Here is an 18,884-nt window from a genome sequence, read left to right as displayed (position 1 = left end):
GGGGCACTCACTTCAGCCTGCTCGACGCGAGGATGGACACCAGGTGCAGCAGGGTCTGCACCAGCGCGATGCCGGCGAGCACGGCGACACCGAGCCGGGAGTAGAACAGGTCGCCGCGCAGCTGGTCCACGATCGCCAGGATCAGGATCAGCAGGGACGCCTCGATGCCGAGGATCAGCCGGTGGAACTGCAGGGCGGCGGCGGCACGCCGGGCCAGCGCCATCCCGGAGGAGCGCATCTCGGCGGCGGACTCCTTGACCGGCGGCAGTCCGCCCTGGTGCCGGGCGACCCCGACCAGGTCGGTCTCCGCCTTGATCAGGATGGCGCCGAGCGCGGCCAGCGTGCCGAGGAAGGCCCACAGCCAGTCGATACGGCCGCTGCCCCACACGTCCGCGGCGCGCAGCCCGAAGCCGACGAGGACGGCGGCGTCGGTGAGGTAGGCGCCGACCCGGTCGAGGTAGACGCCGTTGAGCGAGTACTGCTTCTTCCAGCGGGCGATCTCGCCGTCGACGCAGTCCAGCAGCAGATACATCTGGACGCACACCACGCCCAGCAGGGCGCCCGTGATCCCCGGCACGAGCAGTGCCGGGGCCGCGAGCACACCGAAGACGGTCATCAGGTACGTGAGCTGGTTGGGCGTCACCCTGGTGTTGACCAGGTAGCGGTCGACCCGCAGGGACACCTCACGCATGTAGAGGCGTCCCATCCAGTGCTCACCGCTGCGCCGGTCCTTCACCCCCGCGGGGTGGACGACCGGACGGAGTTCAGCTACCGATGGCCTTGACATAGTCGGTGTACATGTCCTTGATCTGGTCGGTGGTCAGGTCGAGGTGTTCGAGGATCGTGAAGCGGCCGGGGCGGGTCTGCGGGGCGAACTCCACGGCCCGGACGAACTCGTCCGGGCTGAAGCCGATCTCCTCCGGCAGCACCGGGAGCCCGTGCCGGCGCAGCACCTCGGCCATGTAGGCCGACTCCTCATGGGCTCCGCGCAGGAACATCGCGAAGGCCGCGCCCAGTCCGCACTGTTCGCCGTGGGCGGCGGCGCGCCTGGGGTAGAGCAGGTCGAACGCGTGGTTGATCTCGTGGCAGGCGCCGGAGGACGGGCGGGAGTCGCCCGACACCGACATGGCGATGCCGCTGAGCACCAGCGCCTCGGCGAGCACCTGGAGGAAGGCGATGTCCTCGATGCCTCCCGGGTGCCGGAGCACCGCCTCGCCCGCCTGCCGGGCGATGGCCGCGGCCAGGCCGTCGATCTTCTCGCCCTTGACCCGGTGGGCCAGCTCCCAGTCCGCGATGGCGGAGATGTTGGAGACGGCGTCGCCGATGCCGGCCCGGACGAAGCGGGCCGGGGCCTCCCGGATGACGTCGAGGTCGATGACGACCGCGATCGGGTTGGGCACCCCGTAGGAGCCGCGGCCCGCGTCGTTGTCGAGGGTGGCGACCGGCGAGCACAGACCGTCGTGCGCGAGGTTCGTCGGTACGGCGACCAGCGGGAGGCCGACCCGTGCCGCGGCGAACTTGGCGCAGTCGATGATCTTGCCGCCGCCGAGGCCGACGACCGCGTCGTAGTGGCCGGCCTTTATGTCACCGGCCAGCCGGACCGCGTCGTCGAGGGTGCCGCCGCCGACCTCGTACCAGGTGGCACCGGGCAGGCTCGGCTCCAGCCGCTGACGCAGCCGGGCGCCGGAGCCGCCGCTGACGGCGACGGCGAGCTTGCCGGAGTGCGAGACGCGCTGGTCGGCGAGGACGCAGCCCAGGTCGTCGAGGGCACCCGGGCGGATGTCGACGACGACCGGTGAGGGGATCAGCCGGGTCAGTACTGGCACGCGATCTCCCGTCCGCGGGCGAGATCGTCGTGGTTGTCGATCTCCACCCACTGAACGTCGCCGATCGGCGCCGTGTCGATCGTGAAGCCGCGGTTCACGAGCTCCTGGTAGCCGTGCTCGTAGAACTGCTGCGGGTCGGTCTCCCAGACCGTCTTCAGGGCGTCGGCCAGCTCGGTGGCGGCGTCCCCCTCGATCAGGGTGACGCCGATGTACTCGCCGGTGGCCTCGGCCGGATCCATCAGCTTGGTGATCTTCGTGACGCCCTTGGCGGGGTCCACGACGACCTTCATCTCCTCGTCGGCGAGCGACTTCACGGTGTCGAGGGCGAGGATGATCTTCTTGCCGTCGCCGCGGGCGGCGAGCAGCGTCTTCTCGACGGAGACCGGGTGGACGGTGTCGCCGTTGGCGAGGATCACGCCGTCCTTGAGGGCGTCACGGCCGCACCACAGGGAGTAGGCGTTGTTCCACTCCTCGGCCTTGTCGTTGTCGATGAGGGTCAGCTTGAGGCCGTACTTCGCCTCCAGGGCCGCCTTGCGCGCGTAGACGGCCTCCTTGCGGTAGCCGACGATGATCGCGACCTCGGTCAGCCCGATCTCGGCGAAGTTGCCGAGGGTGAGGTCGAGAACCGTGGGTTCGCCTGCTATGCCCGCGGGGCCCACCGGCACCAGAGCCTTGGGAAGGCTGTCGGTGTAGGGGCGCAGACGCCGTCCGGCGCCGGCCGCCAGCACGAGGCCGATCATGCGGGTTCTCCTTCATCGTGTACGGCAGGGGCTCCAGCGGAGACCCAGAAGCGGATGCTCTCCACGAGCACCACGAGCGCGATGACCACGGCCACAGCCGTGAGCGCGACCGGGAACTGCGAGGCGGTGAGCACCGCGGCAAGGACGGTGACGAGCAGCGTGCGTCCTTCGTGCCCCCCGAGGGCGCGCACCAGCCAGGCCGGGGGCGCTCCGGCGTTGCCGCGGATGCGGTACACCGTGTCGTAGTGATGGTAGGCGACGGCGGCCACCAGACCGAAAGCCGCAGGAAGGGCTCCGTTCACCTCCGCCCGGGCCGCGAGAATCAGGACGGTGCCGTACTCGGCGGCGCGGAAGACCGGGGGGACCAGCCAGTCGAGGGCGCCCTTGAGGGGGCGGCCGACGGCGACGGCGGAGCAGGCGACGTAGCCGACGGCGCCCAGGACGGTCTGCCAGCCCGCCCCCCAGACGAGGGCGCAGCCCGTCACCAGCACGGCGCCGGTCAGGGCCGCCACCACCGCGTTGAGCGACAGCCTGGCAGGCAGCAGTTCGGTCAGCGGCCCGTTGTCCGCCAGGTCGTCCAGCGCCTGGGCGGCCCGGTCCGTGCGGACGGCCTTGCGGGTCAGGGAGCGCAGCACGCGGCCCGCCGTGGTGTAGGCCGCCGCGAAGGCGCACCCGATGAGCAGGGCGTAGAAGGTGATCCGGGGGGTGGTGAGCGCGGTCAGGACGGCGATCATCGCCCAGCGCTCGCCGATGGGGAGCACGATCATGCGCCGCACCCAGACCGTCCAGCCGACGCTGTCGAGCTTGTCGGAAAGGGCGGCTGTGGGGCTGGTGTTGGCGGTGGCATCGTGGTTCGCCTCGTTGAAGGAGAAGTCCACAACGTGCCGGCAGGTCTGCAGGACCATCGCGCCGAGGGCGAGCGCCCATACGTCGTCGCCGCCCCGGGCCGCTCCGAGCGCGAGGCCGGCGTAGTAGGCGTACTCCTTGGCCCGGTCGAAGGTGGCGTCCAGCCAGGCGCCGAGGGTGGAGTACTGCAGGGAGTAGCGGGCGAGCTGGCCGTCGGTGCAGTCCAGCACGAAGGAGAGGAGCAGCAGCACGCCGGCCGCGACGAAGCCGCCGCGGGTGCCGGTGGCCGCGCAGGCCGCGGCTATGAGCGCGGTGAGCAGGGACGCGGTGGTGACCTGGTTCGGGGTCAGGCCCCGGCGGGCGCACCAGCGCGCGAGGTAGCGCGAGTAGGGGCTGACGCAGAAGGTGGTGAAGAAGCCGTCGCGGGCCTTCACGGCCGACTTCAGGCGTACGGCCTCGTCGTCGACGGCGGCGACGGCCTGCCGTGCCTCGTTGCGGGCCTGGGGGTCGGCGGGGACCTGCGCGACGAGGCTGCCCAGCTCGGGGCGGTGCACGGGGGCGTCGACCGCCTCGGTGAGCCGGTCGGCGAGGCTGTCCACGAGGGTGGTGCCGGCCGCGGAGTTCTCCCGGGCCAGCGCCCGGGTCAGGGCCTGGCGGGCGGCGGGCTGGGCCGTCAGGGCGCCCGGGATCGCGGCGAGCGGGAAGCGGGGGTCGGTCAGGCCGAGGCGCAGCGCGTGCACATGGCCGACGAAGCGGGCGTCGACCACGGCGACCCGTTCCCGGCTCGGCACCTGGGCCAGCAGTGTCTCGGCCTCCGCGGCGTCGGCGGCGGTCCGGACGTCGAAGCCGAGGGAGCGCAGGTCGCCCTCGATCGGCGATCCGGGGACCGGCTGGCCGGTGAGGATGGCGGTCGACAACCGAACTCACTCCCTGGGTGCCGACGCGCGGGCGCCGGTCATTGACACGGTGGGGCGCCCCTGGTCCGTGACACCCGGGCGGCATGTCGGCAGAGGCTATCGGATACCGGGAACGTGGCGTTCACCGCCCGTTTCACGGCCCGATCGACGTGGTTCGCCCACGCCGTTGCCGCGATCATCATCGGGGAAACGGGGCCTGGCCCACAAACTGCGCTGCCAGAGCGGACATTTGCCGCATTTTCTATGGCCGCGGGGGCTGAGCATAGGGTGGACGACCATGACATGGCTGATCACAGGCGGGGCGGGGTACATCGGGGCCCACGTGGCGCGGGCGATGACCGAGGCCGGGGAGCGTGTGCTGGCGCTGGACGACCTCTCGGCCGGGGTGCCCGCGCGGCTGCCGGACGGAGTGCCGCTGATCCAGGGCTCGTCCCTCGACGGCGACCTGCTCAAGCGGGTGCTGGCGGAGCACGCGGTGACGGGTGTGGTGCATCTCGCGGCGCGCAAGCAGGTCGGCGAGTCCGTGGCCCAGCCCACCCGCTACTACCGGGAGAACGTGGGAGGTCTGGCCACGCTCCTGGACGCGGTGGCCGAGGCCGGTGTCCGGCGGCTGGTCTTCTCCTCGTCGGCCGCCGTCTACGGCAACCCCGATGTGGACCTCATCACCGAGGACACCCCCTGCGCCCCGGTGAATCCGTACGGCGAGACGAAACTCACCGGCGAGTGGCTGGTACGGGCCGCCGGGCGGGCCCACGGGATCTCCACCGTCTGCCTGCGCTACTTCAACGTGGCCGGCGCCGCCGCGCCCGAGCTCGCCGACACCGGTGTCTTCAACATCGTGCCCATGGTCTTCGACCGGCTCACCCGCGACGAGGCTCCCCGGATCTTCGGCGCCGACTACCCGACGCCGGACGGCACCTGCGTCCGCGACTACATCCATGTCGCCGACCTCGCCGAGGCCCATCTCGCCGCCGCCCGGCGGCTGACCGACCTGAGCGGCGACCTCACGGTCAACATCGGCCGCGGCGAGGGCGTCTCGGTGCGCGAGCTGATCGACGTCATCGGCGAGGTCACCGGCGACGCCCGGCCGCCCGTCGTCGAGGACCGCCGCCCCGGGGACGCGCCGCGGGCCGTCGCCTCGGCCGCGCTGGCCGCCGAGGAACTCGGCTGGACGGCCCGCCGCTCGGTGCGCGAGATGGTCGCCTCCGCCTGGCGCGGATGGCTGCTGCACCACGGCGGCTGATCGCCCAGCGCTCTGACCTGCGGATCGTTTCTGCAGGTCAGAGCATATGACAACGGTGTTCAGTGCCGCGTTGCCCGATACCCCCCACCCGTAGTTCACTGTGATCCGGAAGCGATGACAGGAGGCGGCTTTCCATGGGGGCTGGGCACGATCATGGGCACGCGCACGGCGGCCACGCCGGCGGTACGGCGACCGCGGCGTACCGCGGCAGGCTGCGCATCGCGCTGTCGATCACGCTCACCGTGATGGTGGTGGAGATCGTCGGCGGCGTGCTCGCCGACTCGCTCGCCCTCGTCGCGGACGCCGCGCACATGGCGACCGACGCCGTGGGGCTCGCCATGGCGCTGCTGGCGATCCACTTCGCGAGCCGTCCGGCGACCGGCAACCGCACCTTCGGCTACGCCCGCGCGGAGATCCTCGCCGCGCTCGCCAACTGTCTGCTGCTGCTCGGCGTCGGCGGGTACGTCCTCTACGAGGCGATCCAGCGGTTCATCACGCCGGCCGGGACCGAGGGCGGGCTGACCATGGTGTTCGGTGCGATCGGTCTGGTCGCCAACATGATCTCACTCACGCTGCTGATGCGCGGCCAGAAGGAGAGCCTGAACGTCCGCGGGGCGTTCCTGGAGGTGGCCGCAGACGCGCTGGGCTCGCTGGCGGTGCTGATCTCCGCGGTGGTGATCCTGACGACGGGCTGGCAGGCGGCGGACCCGATCGCCTCGCTCGTCATCGGCCTGATGATCGTGCCGCGGACCGTGAAGCTGCTGCGCGAGACCCTGGAGATCCTGCTGGAGGCGGCCCCCAGGGGCGTCGACATGATGGAGGTACGGGCCCACATACTGGCTCTCGACGGGGTCGAGGACGTGCACGACCTGCACGCCTGGACCATCACCTCGGGCATGCCGGTGCTCTCCGCGCACGTGGTCGTCAGCCCCGAGGCGCTCAGCGCGATCGGGCACGAGAAGATGCTCCACGAGCTCCAGGGCTGCCTGGGCGACCACTTCGACGTGGAGCACTGCACCTTCCAGCTGGAGCCCAGCGGGCACGCCGAGCACGAGGCGCGGCTCTGCCACTGAAATCCGGCGCGCGGCGCGGCGCAGCGGTCCGGCGCGCGGCGGCGTCTTCACTCCCAGCGCCGGGCGGCGCCAGGGTTCCGCGGTCGCCGCGCCGGGCACCAACTGCCGGGAGTGCCGGATTCGTGCGGCACACTTGGGGCGCACAACCGATGTGAAGGATGGGTATGCCGATCACACCTGCCGCCGCGACGCACACCTCGCCGAACGGCACCGCAGCCGAGATCCTGCTCGAACTGGTCGACGAGAACGGTGTGACGATCGGCACCGCGGAGAAGCTCGCCGCCCACCAGCCCCCGGGACAGCTGCACCGCGCCTTCTCCGTGTTCCTCTTCGACGAGCGGGGCCGGCTGCTGCTGCAGCGGCGGGCGCTGGGCAAGTACCACTCCCCCGGTGTCTGGTCCAACACCTGCTGCGGCCACCCCTACCCCGGCGAGGCGCCCTTCGCGGCCGCGGCCCGGCGGACGTACGAGGAGCTGGGGGTGTCGCCGTCGCTGATGGCGGAGGCGGGCACGGTCCGCTACAACCACCCCGACCCGGACTCGGGCCTGGTGGAGCAGGAGTACAACCACCTCTTCGTGGGCATGGTGCAGTCCCCGCTGCGCCCCGACCCGGAGGAGGTCGGGGACACCGCCTTCGTGACGCCCGCCGAGCTGGCGGAGCGGCACGCCGAGAACGCCTTCTCGGCCTGGTTCATGACCGTGCTGGACGCGGCCCGTCCCGCGGTCCGCGAACTGACGGGCCCGTCCGCCGGCTGGTGAGCTACGGCACGCGCGCGGGTCTGAGCGGCAGGGCGGCCCAGATCACCTTGCCGCCGCTCGCGGTGTGCTCGACGTCGCAGACGCCGCCCGCCTCCTGGGTGATCTCCCGCACCAGCAGCAGCCCGCGCCCGCCGGTCCGGCCGTGGTCGGCCTCCAGGGCGGTGGGGCGGTAGGGGTGGTTGTCCTCCACGGCCACCCGCACCCACTCCGCGCCGACGGCGACCTCCACGGCGAGCACCGGGGACAGCAGCGCCGCGTGCCGGACGGCGTTGGTGACCAGTTCCGAGACGATCAGCAGCAGGGCGTGCACCTGGTCGTCCGTGAGCGGCACCCCCTGGCGGTACAGCAGATCCCGTACGGCGTGCCGCGCCTGCGGGACGGAAGCGTCGACGGCCGAGGCGGTGAACCGCCACACACCCTCGTAGGGCAGTGGGTCCTCTGTTGGGCGTGGGGCCGGCCCGCGCCCATGGTTCTCCATCGTCCGGTCGCCACCCTTGCGCTCGATTGTCACCACGAGTCGAGTGTTGATTCCGAGCCGCTCCGGTCCATGGAACTGAACACAAGTCAGCGCTTTTCGAGCGCTTTCTGATCGATGACGCATGACGTGGTCAGGTGCGGGACCGGTCCTGTCCCACCTGTGCCGACATTACGAACTATTCGGGTTGTACGGGTTTGGTGGCGCCGGGTGCGGGAGTGTCAGGGGCGGTGGTGCCGGGCGCGGGGGTGCCGGAGTCCTTGGCCTCGTTGTCCATCGCGTCGGAGACCAGCCCCATCACGCGCCGGCCGCCGTAGCCCGTGGCGATGAGCCCGAGCCCGTCGAAGAGCAGGGCGAGCGCGAAGAAGGTGCCGATGACGTACTTGCTGCTGCTCGGCCAGGAGGCCAGCACCGCAATGCCCAGCAGCAGGTCGAAGGCGCCCTGGATCAGCGTCCAGCCGAACTGCGGTCCGCGCACCACCGCGCTGCCCACCAGCCGGAACACCCCGCCGGTGAGGAACAGCAGCGCGGCGAACATGGTCAGCGCCTCGGCCGCCGCCTCCGGTTTGGCGATGATCACGACACCGGCCGCGAGGTTCAGCGCCGCGACCACCACACCGAGCCAGAAGAAGTTGGAGCCGCGCGCCTGGATGGCGTGCAGCAGGCCGACGGCGCCGCCGATCAGCAGCAGCCAGCCGAACAGCAGCATCGAGGTCAGCGTGGCGGCGGCCGTGTAGACCAGGCCGACCAGCCCCGCGACGACGAGGATCACGCCGAGCACGGTGAGCCGGCCGAAACCGCGGCGCAGCTCCTGGGTGGACTCGCTCATCGGCGCCTCCTCCGTCGTTGTCCAGCCTTCGAGTCCCCTGCGCACCCGGTGCCGTAACGCTCCGCGTCGCCCTTCCTGATCGGCCGTCCGACGGGGCGGATAGCATCCCGCGCATGGAGCCCCAGCTGCTGCACGGCGTCACCGACTCGGTCGCCACCGTCGTCATCCACCATCCCGAGAAGCGCAACGCCATGACCTCGGCGATGTGGGCCGCGCTGCCGCCGCTGCTGGACACCCTGGCGGCCGATCCCCAGGTGCGGGCGCTGGTGCTGACCGGGGCGGGCGGCACGTTCTGCGCGGGGGCGGACATCGGCGCGCTCCAGCACGCGCCCGAGGAGGCGCAGGGCCTCGCCCGGCGCGCCGAGGACGCGCTCGGGGCGTTCCCTAAGCCGACGCTGGCCGCCGTGCGCGGGCACTGCGTGGGCGGCGGCACGCAGCTCGCGGCGGCCTGCGATCTGCGGTTCGCCGAGGAGGGGGCGCTGTTCGGGGTGACGCCGGCGAAGCTGGGCGTCGTCTACCCGGCCTCTTCCACCCGGCGGCTGGTGGCGCTGACCGGCCCGGCCGCCGCCAAGTACCTGCTGTTCTCGGGCGAGTTGATCGACTCCGCGCGGGCGCTGCGCACGGGCCTGGTCGACGAGGTGCTGCCCGCGGGCGAACTGGACAAGCGGGTGGCCGAGTTCACCCGGATCCTGGTCAGCCGCTCGCAGCTGACACAGGCGGCGGCCAAGGAGTTCGCGAACGGCCGCCCGGACCGGGACGCCCACTGGAGCGAGCAGGCGCGCGGCAGCGGCGACCTCGCGGAGGGGGTAGCCGCGTTCCTGCAGCGCCGGCCGCCGCGCTTCACCTGGAGCATGCCTACGTCAGGATGAACCGGCTCTTGGCGCGGAACTCCGCCACCAGATGCGCGGGCGCCTTCTCGGGCGATCCGGCGTCGTAGGGCGGCTGCGGGTCGTACTCCGTGAGCAGCTGTACGGCCTGGGCGTGTTCGTCTCCCGCGATGCGCCCGAGGAGCGTCAGGCCCATGTCGATGCCGGAGGAGACACCGGCGGCGGTGACGTACTTGCCGTCGATGACCACCCGCTCCCCGGTGGGCTCGGCGCCGAACCGCTTCAGGTGGTCCAGGGCCAGCCAGTGGGAGGTCGCCCGGCGCCCCGCCAGCAGCCCCGCGGCGGCCAGCAGCAGGGAGCCGGTGCACACGGACGTCGTCCAGGTGCTGGTGGCGTCGGCGGCGCGCAGCCAGTCCAGCAACGCGGTGTTCTCCATCTGCGGAGTCTGGCCGGGGCCGCCCGGCACGACCACGATGTCCGGGTCCGGCACCTCGGCCAGGGTGCGGTCGGCGGTGAGCGCGAGGTTCCCGGTGTCGCTGCGGACGGGACCGGTCCGCTCGGCCACGAAGACGGTCTCCGCGTCCGGCAGGCGGCCGAGGGTCTCGTAGGGGCCCACGGCGTCGAGGGCGGTGAAACGGTCGAACAGGACGATGGCGATCTGCATCGGGGGCCTTTCGTCGGCGTCAGTGGACGGGTGCGGGACGGAAGCGGCGGCGGTACTCCGCCGGGGCCGTGCCGAGGGCCTTGAGGAAGGCCCGGCGCATGGCCTCGGGGGTGCCGTAGCCGCTGGCTCGGCTGATCTCCTCGACGCCCGCGGCGGTGTCCTCCAGGAGGCGGCGGGCGTGTTCCAGGCGGACCCGGTCGACGAAGCGGCCGGGGGTGGTGCCGGTCTCGGCGCGGAAGGCGCGGGCGAAGTGGCGCGGGGAGAGTCCCGCGCGGGCGGCGAGCGCCTCGACGGTCAGGTCCTCGGCCGGGTGCTCGGTGATCCACTGCTGGACGTCCCGGAGCGGTTCACGGCGGGCGGTCTGGGCGGCGAGCTGGGCGCTGAACTGGGCCTGGTTGCCCGGTCGGCGCAGGAAGACGACCAGGTAGCGGGCGATGGTCAGGGCGGTGTCCCGGCCGAGGTCCTCCTCGACCAGGGCGAGCGCGAGGTCGATGCCCGCGGTGACGCCGGCCGAGGTGGCGACCGGTCCGTCGCGGACATAGACGGGATCGGGGTCGACGTCGATCGCCGGGTGGTCCCGGGCGAGCTTGGCGCAGTACGCCCAGTGGGTCGTCACCCGGCGGCCGTCCAGCAGGCCGGCCTCAGCGAGCAGGATCGCTCCGGTGCAGACGGAGACGAGGCGCTCGGCTCGCGGTCCGTGCTCGCGCAGCCAGGCGGTCAGCCGCGGATCGGGACCGCGGGTGCCCTGGCCGCCCGGGACGAGGAGGGTGTGCGGGGCGGGCGCGTCGGCGAGGGAGGTGTCGGGTACGAGGGTCAGGCCGCTGGAGGTGCGGACGGGGCCGCCGTCCAGGGAGGCCGTACGGATGCGGTAGGTGCCCGGCGCCTGGTGCTCCGCGCCCGTGAAGACCTCCAGCGGGCCGGTGACATCGAGGCTCTGCACACCGTCGAAGAGGATGAGGAGAACCGTTCGCTGCGCCATGCCCCCGATTCTTCGCGCCGACGCACATGGCCGCAATGACGAGTTCCCCACCTTTCCTGCCACCTGCGGTCACCCCCTGGACCTGGGATACCAAGCGGTCGGTAACCTGCCCGGCATGACTACAGCCGCCCTGGACCCGCGCGCGGGCCGCCGCTGCCACAACGCGCTCAACACGCTGCACTCCATGCACTACTTCGCGCCCGAGCTGGGCGAGGAAGCGGGCGCCCTGGGGATCACCCACCCCAAGGCCGTGAACTTCGCGGTGCGGTCCGCCGCCCTCGGCGCCGTCGGGCCCGGCACGGTCGCGGCCACCTTCTACAACTACAAGTACGAGGCCGTGGCCCGCCATGTGCCCGCCGTGTGGCAGACCGCCGCCCCGGAGCAGGTGCTCGCCGCACGCGCGCGTGCCGTCGACGCCATGCTGCGCCGGCTGCTCGGCGCGGAGATCATCGCCTCCGCTGAGCTGGCCGAGGCGGCGGAGCTGGCGCTGCGCGCCACCGAGGCGTGCTCGCGCCACGCCCGGCCGCTGTACGCCGCCCACGCGGACCTGCCGGTTCCCGAGGAGCCGCACATGGCGTACTTCCATGCCGCCACGCTGCTGCGCGAGTACCGGGGCGACGGGCATCTCGTCGCACTGGTGGCCGCGGAGCTCGACGGCCTGGAGGCGCTGGTGACGCACACCGCGACCGGCCGGGGCTTCACCCCGAAGTGGCAGCTCGCCACGCGCGGCTGGAACCAGGACGAGTGGGACGCGGCCTGCGCCCGTCTTTGCGCGCGGGGCCTGCTCGACGACTCCGGCGAACTGACCGAGGAGGGCGTCGCCCTGCGCGACCGGGTCGAGCGCGAGACGGACCGCCTGGACCGCGCGCCCTACGAGCACCTGGGCGCCGAGGGCGTGGCCCGGCTGACGGAGCTGGGCTCGGGCTTCGTCCGCACCGCGCTGGCCGCGGGCGCCTTCCCCGCCGACCTGATCGGCAAGGCGTGATCACGCACCATGCATGATCGAGAGCGCACGAGGTACCCGATCCTCACGGCCGACGTGGCCGCAGAGGAAAGGGGAAGCTTGTGTTCCGCGCTATTGCAGACGTACTCCGCCAGATCGGTGGCGCCATCGCCACCGTCGTGACCCTGCCCTTCCGGGCGCTCGCCCGGCTCTTCGGCGGCGCGTCCGGCAGCGCGCGCGGGCGCAGGGCCTGACCCGGGCCCGCCCTCATCCCCGGTTGTCGGTGTCACCTGCCACAATTGCCGCGCAACCTCAGTGAGAAGGCGGTACGGGATCGTGACGACACCCGGGTCCATGGCAGCAGGGTCCATCGAAAGCAGGATCGCCGAGGAACTCGGCGTGCGGGAGCGGCAGGTGAAGGCCGCCGTGGAACTGCTCGACGGCGGTTCGACGGTGCCCTTCATCGCCCGCTACCGCAAGGAAGCGACCGAGCTGCTCGACGACGCGCAGCTGCGCACGCTCGAGGAGCGGCTGCGCTACCTGCGGGAGCTGGAGGAGCGCCGGACGGCGATCCTGGACTCCGTGCGCGAGCAGGGCAAGCTCACCGGTGAGCTGGAGGCGCGGATCCTGGGCGCCGAGACCAAGGCGCGCCTGGAGGACATCTATCTGCCGTTCAAGCCCAAGCGGCGGACCAAGGCGCAGATCGCGCGCGAGGCGGGCCTGGAGCCGCTTGCCGACGGGCTGCTGGGCGATCCGGCCGTCGAACCGCTGGCCGCGGCCGCCGCGTTCGTCGACGCCGACAAGGGCGTAGCCGATCCGCAGGCCGCCCTCGACGGCGCCCGGGCGATCCTCACCGAGCGGTTCTCGGAGGACGCCGACCTGATCGGCGAGCTGCGCGAGCGCATGTGGGTGCGCGGGCGGCTGGTCGCCAAGGTGCGGGAGGGCAAGGAGGAGGCGGGCGCCAAGTTCTCCGACTACTTCGACTGCGCCGAGCCGTTCACCGAGCTGCCCTCGCACCGGATCCTGGCCATGCTGCGCGGCGAGAAGGAGGAGGTCCTCGACCTCGTCCTGGAGCCGGAGGAGCCGACGGACGGGCCGTCGTCGTACGAGGGCATCGTCGCCGCCAGGTTCGGGATCGCCGACCGGGGCCGCCCCGGCGACAAGTGGCTGAAGGACACCGTCCGCTGGGCCTGGCGGACCCGGCTGCTGGTGCACCTCGGCATCGACCTGCGGCTGCGGCTGCGCACGGCCGCGGAGGACGAGGCGGTCGACGTCTTCGCTGCGAACCTGCGCGACCTGCTGCTCGCCGCGCCGGCCGGCACCCGCGCGACGCTCGGCCTGGACCCGGGGTTCCGTACGGGCGTGAAGGTGGCCGTGGTCGACGCCACCGGCAAGGTCGTGGCCACCGACGTCATCCACCCGCACGTCCCGGCCAACAAGTGGGACGAGGCCATCGCGCGGCTCGCCCGGCTCGCCGAGGAGCACGCCGTCGAGCTGATCGCCATCGGCAACGGCACCGCGTCCCGCGAGACCGACAAGCTCGCCGGTGAACTCATCACCAAGCACCCCGAGTTGAAGCTCACCAAGGTGATGGTGTCCGAGGCCGGCGCCTCCGTGTACTCGGCCTCCGCGTTCGCCTCGCAGGAACTGCCCGACATGGACGTGTCGCTGCGCGGCGCCGTCTCCATCGCGCGCCGTCTGCAGGACCCCCTCGCCGAGCTGGTGAAGATCGACCCGAAGTCGATCGGCGTCGGCCAGTACCAGCACGACCTGTCCGAGGTGAAGCTGTCGCGCTCCCTGGACGCGGTGGTGGAGGACTGCGTGAACGGCGTCGGTGTCGACGTGAACACCGCGTCCGCCCCGCTGCTCTCCCGGGTCTCCGGCATCACCTCCGGACTCGCCGAGAACATCGTGGCGCACCGCGACGCGAACGGTCCCTTCACGTCCCGGTCCCAGCTGAAGAAGGTCGCCCGGCTCGGCCCCAAGGCCTACGAGCAGTGCGCGGGCTTCCTGCGGATCCGGGGCGGCGACGATCCGCTGGACGCCTCCAGCGTGCACCCGGAGGCGTACCCGGTGGTCCGGCGGATGGTGAAGACCTCCGGCCAGGAGGTGGCGTCCCTCATCGGGAACACCGGTGTGCTGCGCTCGCTCAGGCCGCAGGAGTTCGTGGACGAGACCTTCGGTCTGCCGACCGTGACCGACATCCTCAAGGAGCTGGAGAAGCCCGGACGCGACCCGCGGCCCGCGTTCAAGACGGCCACCTTCAAGGAGGGCGTCGAGAAGATCTCCGACCTGTCGTCCGGGATGGTCCTGGAGGGCGTCGTCACCAATGTCGCCGCCTTCGGGGCCTTCGTCGACGTCGGTGTCCACCAGGACGGCCTGGTGCATGTCTCCGCGATGTCGAAGACGTTCGTCAAGGACCCGCGGGACGTCGTCAAGCCGGGTGACATCGTGAAGGTGAAGGTCCTCGACGTCGACATCCCGCGCAAGCGGATCTCGCTGACGCTCCGCCTGGACGACGAGGCCGCAGGCCAGGACCGGCCGAGCGGTGGCGGTGAGCGCCGTCAGCAGCGCGGCGGGCGTCCGCCGCAGCAGCGCCAGGGGCGCGGCGGTGGCGGCGGCGGTACCGCGCGTCAGGCGCCGCCTCCGGCGAACAGCGCGATGGCCGACGCGCTGCGGCGCGCGGGGCTGGCGGAGCCGAAGAAGGGCAAGCGCTGACCGGTGGCCCGGCCTCTCCCTCGTGGAGCGGCCGGGCCATTGGGCCGGGTGCAGCAACACGGCGGGCCCACGGGTGCGGGGCGCAGCAGGCTGGACCGCGACCGACCAGCGCCTCCCGGGAGTGCCCATGCCGATCCGCCGCCGTGTCCCGCGCCGCCCCCGACGGGGAGCGGTCCCCCTCATCGCGGTCTGTCTGACCACGCTGTCCCCCGCCGTGGCAGGCGCCGCCACCCCTCCGCGGCCGGACCACGACCCCGCCCTCCAGCGGCAGTTGGAGGACCTGATCCGCAGACCCGGCGGTCCGCCCGGAGTCATCGCCGTACTCAAGGACGACCGCCGCACCCGCGTGGTGAAGGCCGGAGTGGCCGACCTGGAGACCGGGCGCGAGCCCGGGGTGCACGACCACATGCGGATCGCCAGCGCGGCCAAGGCGTTCAGCGGCGCGGTCGCCCTGTCCCTCGTCCGCCTCGGCGATCTGAGCCTGGACGACACCCTGGGCGAGCGCCTGCCGCACCTGCCGGACGCCTGGAGCGCGGTGACCCTGCGCCAGCTGCTGCAGCACACCAGCGGCCTGCCCGACTACTCCGAGTCGCCCCAGTTCGTGGAGACACTGCTCGCGGACCCCCGGCACCGCTTCGACTCCCGCAGGCTGCTCGACTTCGTCGCCGACCGGCCCCTGCACTTCCCACCGGGCAGCCGGTACCGGTACTCCAACTCCGACAACATCGCCGTGGCCCTGATGGCCGAGGCGGCCACCGGCGAACGGTACGAACGGCTGCTGCGCGAGCTGGTGTACCGGCCGCTCGGCCTGCGCCACACCAGCCTGCCGCAGGACCACCGGATGCCGAGGCCGTACCTGCACGGCTACGACGTGTCCCCGCCCGAGCCGCCGGAGGACGTCAGCGAGCTCATCGGCATGTCCGGGGTGTGGGCCTCGGGCGGCATCGTCTCCACGCCCGCCGACATGACCCGCTTCATCCGCGGCTACGCCGGGGGCAAGCTCTACGGCCAGGACGTCGTCCGGCAGCAGCGCGCCTGGGTCGAGGGCGCGTCCGAGCCCGCGGGGCCGGGGAAGAACAAGGCGGGGCTCGCACTCTTCCGGTACGCCACGCGCTGCGGGGTGGTCCTCGGCCACACCGGCAACACACCCGGCTACACCCAGCTGTTCGCGGCCACCCCGGACGGGCGCAAGTCCTTGACCTTCTCCACGACCACGCAGATCAACCAGACGCTCAAGCCGGATCTGCTGCGCACACTGCGCGCCGTCCAGGAGAACTTCGTCTGCGCCCTGCTGAAGGGCAAGGGCAAGGGCTAGCGCTCGGTCACCTTGCCGTCGGCGACCTCCAGGCGCCGGGTGACGTGGACCGCGTCCAGCATGCGCCGGTCGTGGGTCACCAGGAGCAGGGTGCCCTCGTAGGCGTCGAGCGCCGACTCCAGCTGCTCGATGGCCGGGAGGTCGAGGTGGTTGGTCGGCTCGTCGAGGACGAGGAGGTTGACGCCCCGGCCCTGCAGCAGGGCCAGGGCGGCCCGGGTGCGTTCGCCGGGTGAGAGCGTGGCCGCCGGACGCAGGACGTGGTCCGCCTTCAGGCCGAACTTGGCGAGCAGGGTGCGCACTTCGGCCGGTTCGGTGTCCGGGACTGCCGCGGCGAAGGCGTCCAGCAGCGCCTCCTCGCCGTGGAACAGCTTGCGGGCCTGGTCGACCTCGCCGATCAGTACGCCCGAGCCGAGCGCCGCCTGCCCCGCGGTCAGGGGGACACGGCCGAGCAGGGCGCCCAGCAGGGTCGACTTGCCCGCGCCGTTGGCACCGGTGACCGCCACCCGGTCCGCCCAGTCGATCTGCAGGGTGACCGGGCCGAGGGTGAAGTCGCCGCGGGCGACCTCCGCCTCGCGCAGAGTCGCCACCACCGCGCCCGAGCGCGGGGCCGAGGCGATCTCCATGCGCAGGTCCCACTCCTTGCGCGGCTCCTCGACGACGTCGAGGCGTTCGATCATGCGCTGGGTCTGGCGGGCCTTGGCGGCCTGCTTCTCGCTGGCCTCGCTGCGGAACTTGCGGCCGATCTTGTCGTTGTCGTTGCTCGCCTTGCGGCGGGCGTTCTTCACGCCCTTGTCCATCCAGGAGCGCTGCATCTGGGCGCGGTCCTGGAGGGCGGCCCGCTTGTCGGCATACTCCTCGAAGCCCTCGCGGGCGTGGCGGCGGGCGACCTCGCGCTCCTCCAGGTAGGCCGCGTAACCACCGCCGTAGAGGTTGATCTGCTGCTGGGCGAGGTCGAGTTCGAGGACCTTGGTGACCGTGCGGGTGAGGAACTCCCGGTCATGGCTGACGACGACGGTGCCGGCGCGCAGGCCGCTCACGAAGCGCTCCAGGCGCTCCAGGCCGTCGAGGTCGAGGTCGTTGGTGGGCTCGTCGAGGAGGAAGACGTCGTAGCGGGACAGCAGCAGGGAGGCGAGCCCGGCCCGCGCCGCCTGGCCGCCCGACAGCGACGTCATCGGCTGGTCCAGGTCGACGGCCAGGCCCAGGGAGCCGGCTACCTCCTCGGCCCGCTCGTCGAGGTCGGCGCCGCCCAGGTCCAGCCAGCGCTCCAGGCTGGTCGCATACGCGTCGTCCGCGCCCGGCGCCCCGTCCACCAGGGCCTGGGTGGACTCGTCCATGGCGCGCTGGGCCTCGGCGACGCCGGTGCGCCGGGCCAGGAACGCGCGGACGGTCTCGCCGGGCCGTCGCTCCGGCTCCTGCGGGAGGTGGCCGACGGTCGCGGTCGGCGGGGAGAGACGCAGCTCACCCTCCTCCGGTGCGAGCAGCCCGGCCAGCATCCTGAGCAGGGTGGACTTGCCGGCACCGTTGGCGCCGACCAGACCGATCACGTCTCCGGGCGCGACGACGAGGTCGAGCCCGCTGAACAGGGCGCGGTCGCCGTGGCCGGCGGCGAGGTTCTTCACGACGAGGGTGGCAGTCATCAGGCCTCGATCCTAAGGGGCGGCGCCGGGTGGCTTCATGCCCCTCGTCTCACCGGGCCATGGCCTCCACCAGCACGCTCCCCGAGCTCCGCGCCACCACGTAGGACTCCCCCTTGACCGCCTTGGCGTCCAGGACGATGCGATGGCGGCCGGCCTCCAGGACGCCGTCGAAGACCTCGTGGGCGTGGGTGCGGTAGAGGCGGTCCCGGCGGTACGCGGTCAGCTGGACCCGGCACGGCGAGGTGACCTCCACGCCGGCCTCGCCGTCCACCGCGACCAGGCGGGTCAGCCGGCGCTGCTGCACCGGGCTGCGGTCCAGGGCGTTCTCTATCTGGGCGACCAGCAACGGGACGATCGGGGCCAGGCCATGGACGTAGGCCACCTCGACGCCGGCACGGTCGAAGACCCGGCGTACGGCGGCACGTTCCTGCTCGGTGGCCCCGCGGCCGAAGGCGACGGCGCCGTAGCCGCGCAGTTCGTCGGGGGGCACGCCGTCGGCGTCGCGGGTGATGTCGGCGCCGATGCCGATGGTGCGCAGGGCGGCGGCGAGCTTGGCCGGCAGCGCGACCCGGGCGCCGATCAGCAGGACGCGGCGGCGGGAACCGGCGGGGGCCGCCGCGAGGAGGGCGGCCAGCGCCGCCCGGTACTCGGCACCCCGGAAGCGGAAGGGCCCTATGCCGTGGTAGCCGTTGCGCTCCAGATCGGCGCGCTCGTCGGTCTGCCAGGCGAAGTCCCGCCAGATGAAGTCGTCACCGGACCGGTCGATGGCGGCGGTGACCGCGCCGCACGCCAGGCTCTCGCACTCGGGGCAGCCGTAGATGACGTACCGGCCGTCCGGCAGCGGTGGGTCCGCCTCCAGCAGGAGGCTCTGGACCTGGGCGGTGAAGATCGCGGGCGGTACGTCGGAGGCGAGCGGGGAGACGGCGTCGAGGTCGGAGAGCTGGAACAGCAGCGGGCGGCCCTCGACGATGAAGTCCACGAAGTCCCGGTGGACTTGGTAGTCACCGTTGGCGAGGACTCCACCGGCACGCATCGCCGGTGCCAGGTCGAAGGTCGCGTACTCGGCAGACATGCTGTGAGTATCCCCAGCACGG

18 protein-coding genes are annotated in these 18,884 nt (G+C 72.4%); 8 read left to right on the top strand and 10 right to left on the bottom strand.

The window, feature by feature from the left end; all coding sequences use genetic code 11:
- Nucleotides 1-7 precede the first annotated feature (7 nt).
- From ACWD11_RS25225 to ACWD11_RS25210, 4 genes are read right to left on the bottom strand one after another with little or no spacing between them, the layout of a single operon-like run.
- Nucleotides 8-787: a CDP-alcohol phosphatidyltransferase family protein gene (locus tag ACWD11_RS25225; protein WP_451285672.1), complete on the bottom strand. Its 780-nt coding sequence runs from the start codon at nucleotides 785-787 to the stop codon at nucleotides 8-10.
- On the bottom strand, nucleotides 765-1,826 hold the full coding sequence (locus ACWD11_RS25220) for an iron-containing alcohol dehydrogenase family protein (RefSeq protein WP_451285670.1): 1,062 nt from the start codon (nucleotides 1,824-1,826) through the stop codon (nucleotides 765-767). Before ACWD11_RS25220 ends, ACWD11_RS25225 begins: the two co-directional genes overlap by 23 nt.
- Nucleotides 1,814-2,566, bottom strand: coding sequence for a phosphocholine cytidylyltransferase family protein (locus ACWD11_RS25215; RefSeq protein WP_389419092.1), 753 nt, complete (start codon nucleotides 2,564-2,566; stop codon nucleotides 1,814-1,816). Before ACWD11_RS25215 ends, ACWD11_RS25220 begins: the two co-directional genes overlap by 13 nt.
- Nucleotides 2,563-4,329 carry a DUF5941 domain-containing protein gene (locus ACWD11_RS25210; RefSeq protein WP_451285668.1) on the bottom strand — a complete coding sequence of 589 codons (1,767 nt, stop codon included), beginning with the start codon at nucleotides 4,327-4,329 and terminating at the stop codon, nucleotides 2,563-2,565. Before ACWD11_RS25210 ends, ACWD11_RS25215 begins: the two co-directional genes overlap by 4 nt.
- A 277-nt stretch (nucleotides 4,330-4,606) precedes the next feature.
- Between ACWD11_RS25210 and galE the strand changes: the two genes are divergently transcribed.
- From galE to idi, 3 genes are all read left to right on the top strand, one after another.
- On the top strand, nucleotides 4,607-5,572 hold the full coding sequence (galE, locus tag ACWD11_RS25205; RefSeq protein ID WP_389419094.1) for a UDP-glucose 4-epimerase GalE: 966 nt from the start codon (nucleotides 4,607-4,609) through the stop codon (nucleotides 5,570-5,572).
- A 134-nt stretch (nucleotides 5,573-5,706) separates the two neighbouring features.
- Complete coding sequence (locus ACWD11_RS25200; RefSeq protein WP_451285666.1) at nucleotides 5,707-6,645, top strand: cation diffusion facilitator family transporter; 939 nt, start codon at nucleotides 5,707-5,709, stop codon at nucleotides 6,643-6,645.
- A gap of 164 nt (nucleotides 6,646-6,809) precedes the next feature.
- Entirely contained in the window at nucleotides 6,810-7,403 is a 594-nt protein-coding gene (gene idi / locus ACWD11_RS25195; RefSeq protein ID WP_389419096.1) for an isopentenyl-diphosphate Delta-isomerase, read from the top strand.
- Between the two features lies 1 nt (nucleotide 7,404).
- Here the strand turns inward: idi and ACWD11_RS25190 are convergent, their stop codons facing one another.
- Both ACWD11_RS25190 and ACWD11_RS25185 read right to left on the bottom strand, forming a co-directional pair.
- Complete coding sequence (locus ACWD11_RS25190) at nucleotides 7,405-7,881, bottom strand: ATP-binding protein (protein WP_389419221.1); 477 nt, start codon at nucleotides 7,879-7,881, stop codon at nucleotides 7,405-7,407.
- A 175-nt stretch (nucleotides 7,882-8,056) separates the two neighbouring features.
- Nucleotides 8,057-8,707 (bottom strand): HdeD family acid-resistance protein, encoded by a 651-nt coding sequence (locus ACWD11_RS25185; RefSeq protein WP_451285664.1) that lies wholly within the window; start codon nucleotides 8,705-8,707, stop codon nucleotides 8,057-8,059.
- Between the two features lie 113 nt (nucleotides 8,708-8,820).
- On the opposite strand from ACWD11_RS25185, the gene ACWD11_RS25180 reads away from it, so the two are divergent.
- Nucleotides 8,821-9,576 (top strand): enoyl-CoA hydratase/isomerase family protein, encoded by a 756-nt coding sequence (locus tag ACWD11_RS25180; protein ID WP_389419098.1) that lies wholly within the window; start codon nucleotides 8,821-8,823, stop codon nucleotides 9,574-9,576.
- Here the strand turns inward: ACWD11_RS25180 and ACWD11_RS25175 are convergent.
- Nucleotides 9,563-10,198, bottom strand: coding sequence for a DJ-1/PfpI family protein (locus tag ACWD11_RS25175; protein WP_389419099.1), 636 nt, complete (start codon nucleotides 10,196-10,198; stop codon nucleotides 9,563-9,565). The genes ACWD11_RS25180 and ACWD11_RS25175 overlap by 14 nt on opposite strands.
- A gap of 19 nt (nucleotides 10,199-10,217) precedes the next feature.
- Nucleotides 10,218-11,177 carry a GlxA family transcriptional regulator gene (locus ACWD11_RS25170; protein ID WP_451285662.1) on the bottom strand — a complete coding sequence of 320 codons (960 nt, stop codon included), beginning with the start codon at nucleotides 11,175-11,177 and terminating at the stop codon, nucleotides 10,218-10,220.
- 115 nt (nucleotides 11,178-11,292) lie between these two features.
- Here ACWD11_RS25170 and ACWD11_RS25165 point away from each other — a divergent pair, with 115 nt between their 5' ends.
- The 4 genes from ACWD11_RS25165 to ACWD11_RS25150 all read left to right on the top strand — a co-directional run bounded on the left by ACWD11_RS25165 (nucleotide 11,293) and on the right by ACWD11_RS25150 (nucleotide 16,153).
- Nucleotides 11,293-12,162 (top strand): SCO6745 family protein, encoded by an 870-nt coding sequence (locus tag ACWD11_RS25165; protein WP_389419101.1) that lies wholly within the window; start codon nucleotides 11,293-11,295, stop codon nucleotides 12,160-12,162.
- A gap of 80 nt (nucleotides 12,163-12,242) precedes the next feature.
- The gene (locus tag ACWD11_RS25160; RefSeq protein WP_256959483.1) at nucleotides 12,243-12,374 is read left to right on the top strand and encodes an LPFR motif small protein; all 132 of its coding nucleotides are present in this window, start codon (nucleotides 12,243-12,245) and stop codon (nucleotides 12,372-12,374) included.
- Between the two features lie 82 nt (nucleotides 12,375-12,456).
- A complete protein-coding gene (locus ACWD11_RS25155; protein ID WP_451285660.1) occupies nucleotides 12,457-14,838 on the top strand; it encodes a Tex family protein in 2,382 nt (793 codons plus the stop codon).
- 127 nt (nucleotides 14,839-14,965) lie between these two features.
- Nucleotides 14,966-16,153, top strand: coding sequence for a serine hydrolase domain-containing protein (locus tag ACWD11_RS25150; protein ID WP_451285658.1), 1,188 nt, complete (start codon nucleotides 14,966-14,968; stop codon nucleotides 16,151-16,153).
- Here the strand turns inward: ACWD11_RS25150 and ACWD11_RS25145 are convergent.
- Both ACWD11_RS25145 and ACWD11_RS25140 read right to left on the bottom strand, forming a co-directional pair.
- The gene (locus ACWD11_RS25145; protein ID WP_451285656.1) at nucleotides 16,150-17,790 is read right to left on the bottom strand and encodes an ABC-F family ATP-binding cassette domain-containing protein; all 1,641 of its coding nucleotides are present in this window, start codon (nucleotides 17,788-17,790) and stop codon (nucleotides 16,150-16,152) included. The two genes, ACWD11_RS25150 and ACWD11_RS25145, sit on opposite strands and share 4 nt — an antisense overlap.
- A gap of 49 nt (nucleotides 17,791-17,839) precedes the next feature.
- Nucleotides 17,840-18,862, bottom strand: a complete 1,023-nt coding sequence (locus ACWD11_RS25140) for an oxidoreductase (RefSeq protein WP_451285654.1) — start codon at nucleotides 18,860-18,862, stop codon at nucleotides 17,840-17,842.
- Nucleotides 18,863-18,884 lie beyond the last annotated feature (22 nt).

This window comes from Streptomyces sp. NPDC002776, assembly GCF_053592195.1.
The sequence above is the reverse complement of the archived record's forward strand: the minus strand, read 5'-3'. Positions and strand labels throughout refer to the sequence as shown.

Excerpts from the sequence above, each read along its gene's own strand:
- ACWD11_RS25165 (WP_389419101.1), top strand. The coding sequence starts at position 11,293 with ATGACTACAGCCGCCCTGGACCCGCGCGCGGGCCGCCGCTGCCACAAC.
- ACWD11_RS25175 (WP_389419099.1), bottom strand. The coding sequence starts at position 10,198 with ATGCAGATCGCCATCGTCCTGTTCGACCGTTTCACCGCCCTCGACGCC.
- ACWD11_RS25170 (WP_451285662.1), bottom strand. The coding sequence starts at position 11,177 with ATGGCGCAGCGAACGGTTCTCCTCATCCTCTTCGACGGTGTGCAGAGC.
- ACWD11_RS25215 (WP_389419092.1), bottom strand. The coding sequence starts at position 2,566 with ATGATCGGCCTCGTGCTGGCGGCCGGCGCCGGACGGCGTCTGCGCCCC.
- ACWD11_RS25225 (WP_451285672.1), bottom strand. The coding sequence starts at position 787 with ATGTCAAGGCCATCGGTAGCTGAACTCCGTCCGGTCGTCCACCCCGCG.
- ACWD11_RS25185 (WP_451285664.1), bottom strand. The coding sequence starts at position 8,707 with ATGAGCGAGTCCACCCAGGAGCTGCGCCGCGGTTTCGGCCGGCTCACC.
- ACWD11_RS25150 (WP_451285658.1), top strand. The coding sequence starts at position 14,966 with ATGCCGATCCGCCGCCGTGTCCCGCGCCGCCCCCGACGGGGAGCGGTC.
- galE (WP_389419094.1), top strand. The coding sequence starts at position 4,607 with ATGACATGGCTGATCACAGGCGGGGCGGGGTACATCGGGGCCCACGTG.
- ACWD11_RS25200 (WP_451285666.1), top strand. The coding sequence starts at position 5,707 with ATGGGGGCTGGGCACGATCATGGGCACGCGCACGGCGGCCACGCCGGC.
- idi (WP_389419096.1), top strand. The coding sequence starts at position 6,810 with ATGCCGATCACACCTGCCGCCGCGACGCACACCTCGCCGAACGGCACC.
- ACWD11_RS25145 (WP_451285656.1), bottom strand. The coding sequence starts at position 17,790 with ATGACTGCCACCCTCGTCGTGAAGAACCTCGCCGCCGGCCACGGCGAC.
- ACWD11_RS25190 (WP_389419221.1), bottom strand. The coding sequence starts at position 7,881 with ATGGAGAACCATGGGCGCGGGCCGGCCCCACGCCCAACAGAGGACCCA.
- ACWD11_RS25140 (WP_451285654.1), bottom strand. The coding sequence starts at position 18,862 with ATGTCTGCCGAGTACGCGACCTTCGACCTGGCACCGGCGATGCGTGCC.
- ACWD11_RS25180 (WP_389419098.1), top strand. The coding sequence starts at position 8,821 with ATGGAGCCCCAGCTGCTGCACGGCGTCACCGACTCGGTCGCCACCGTC.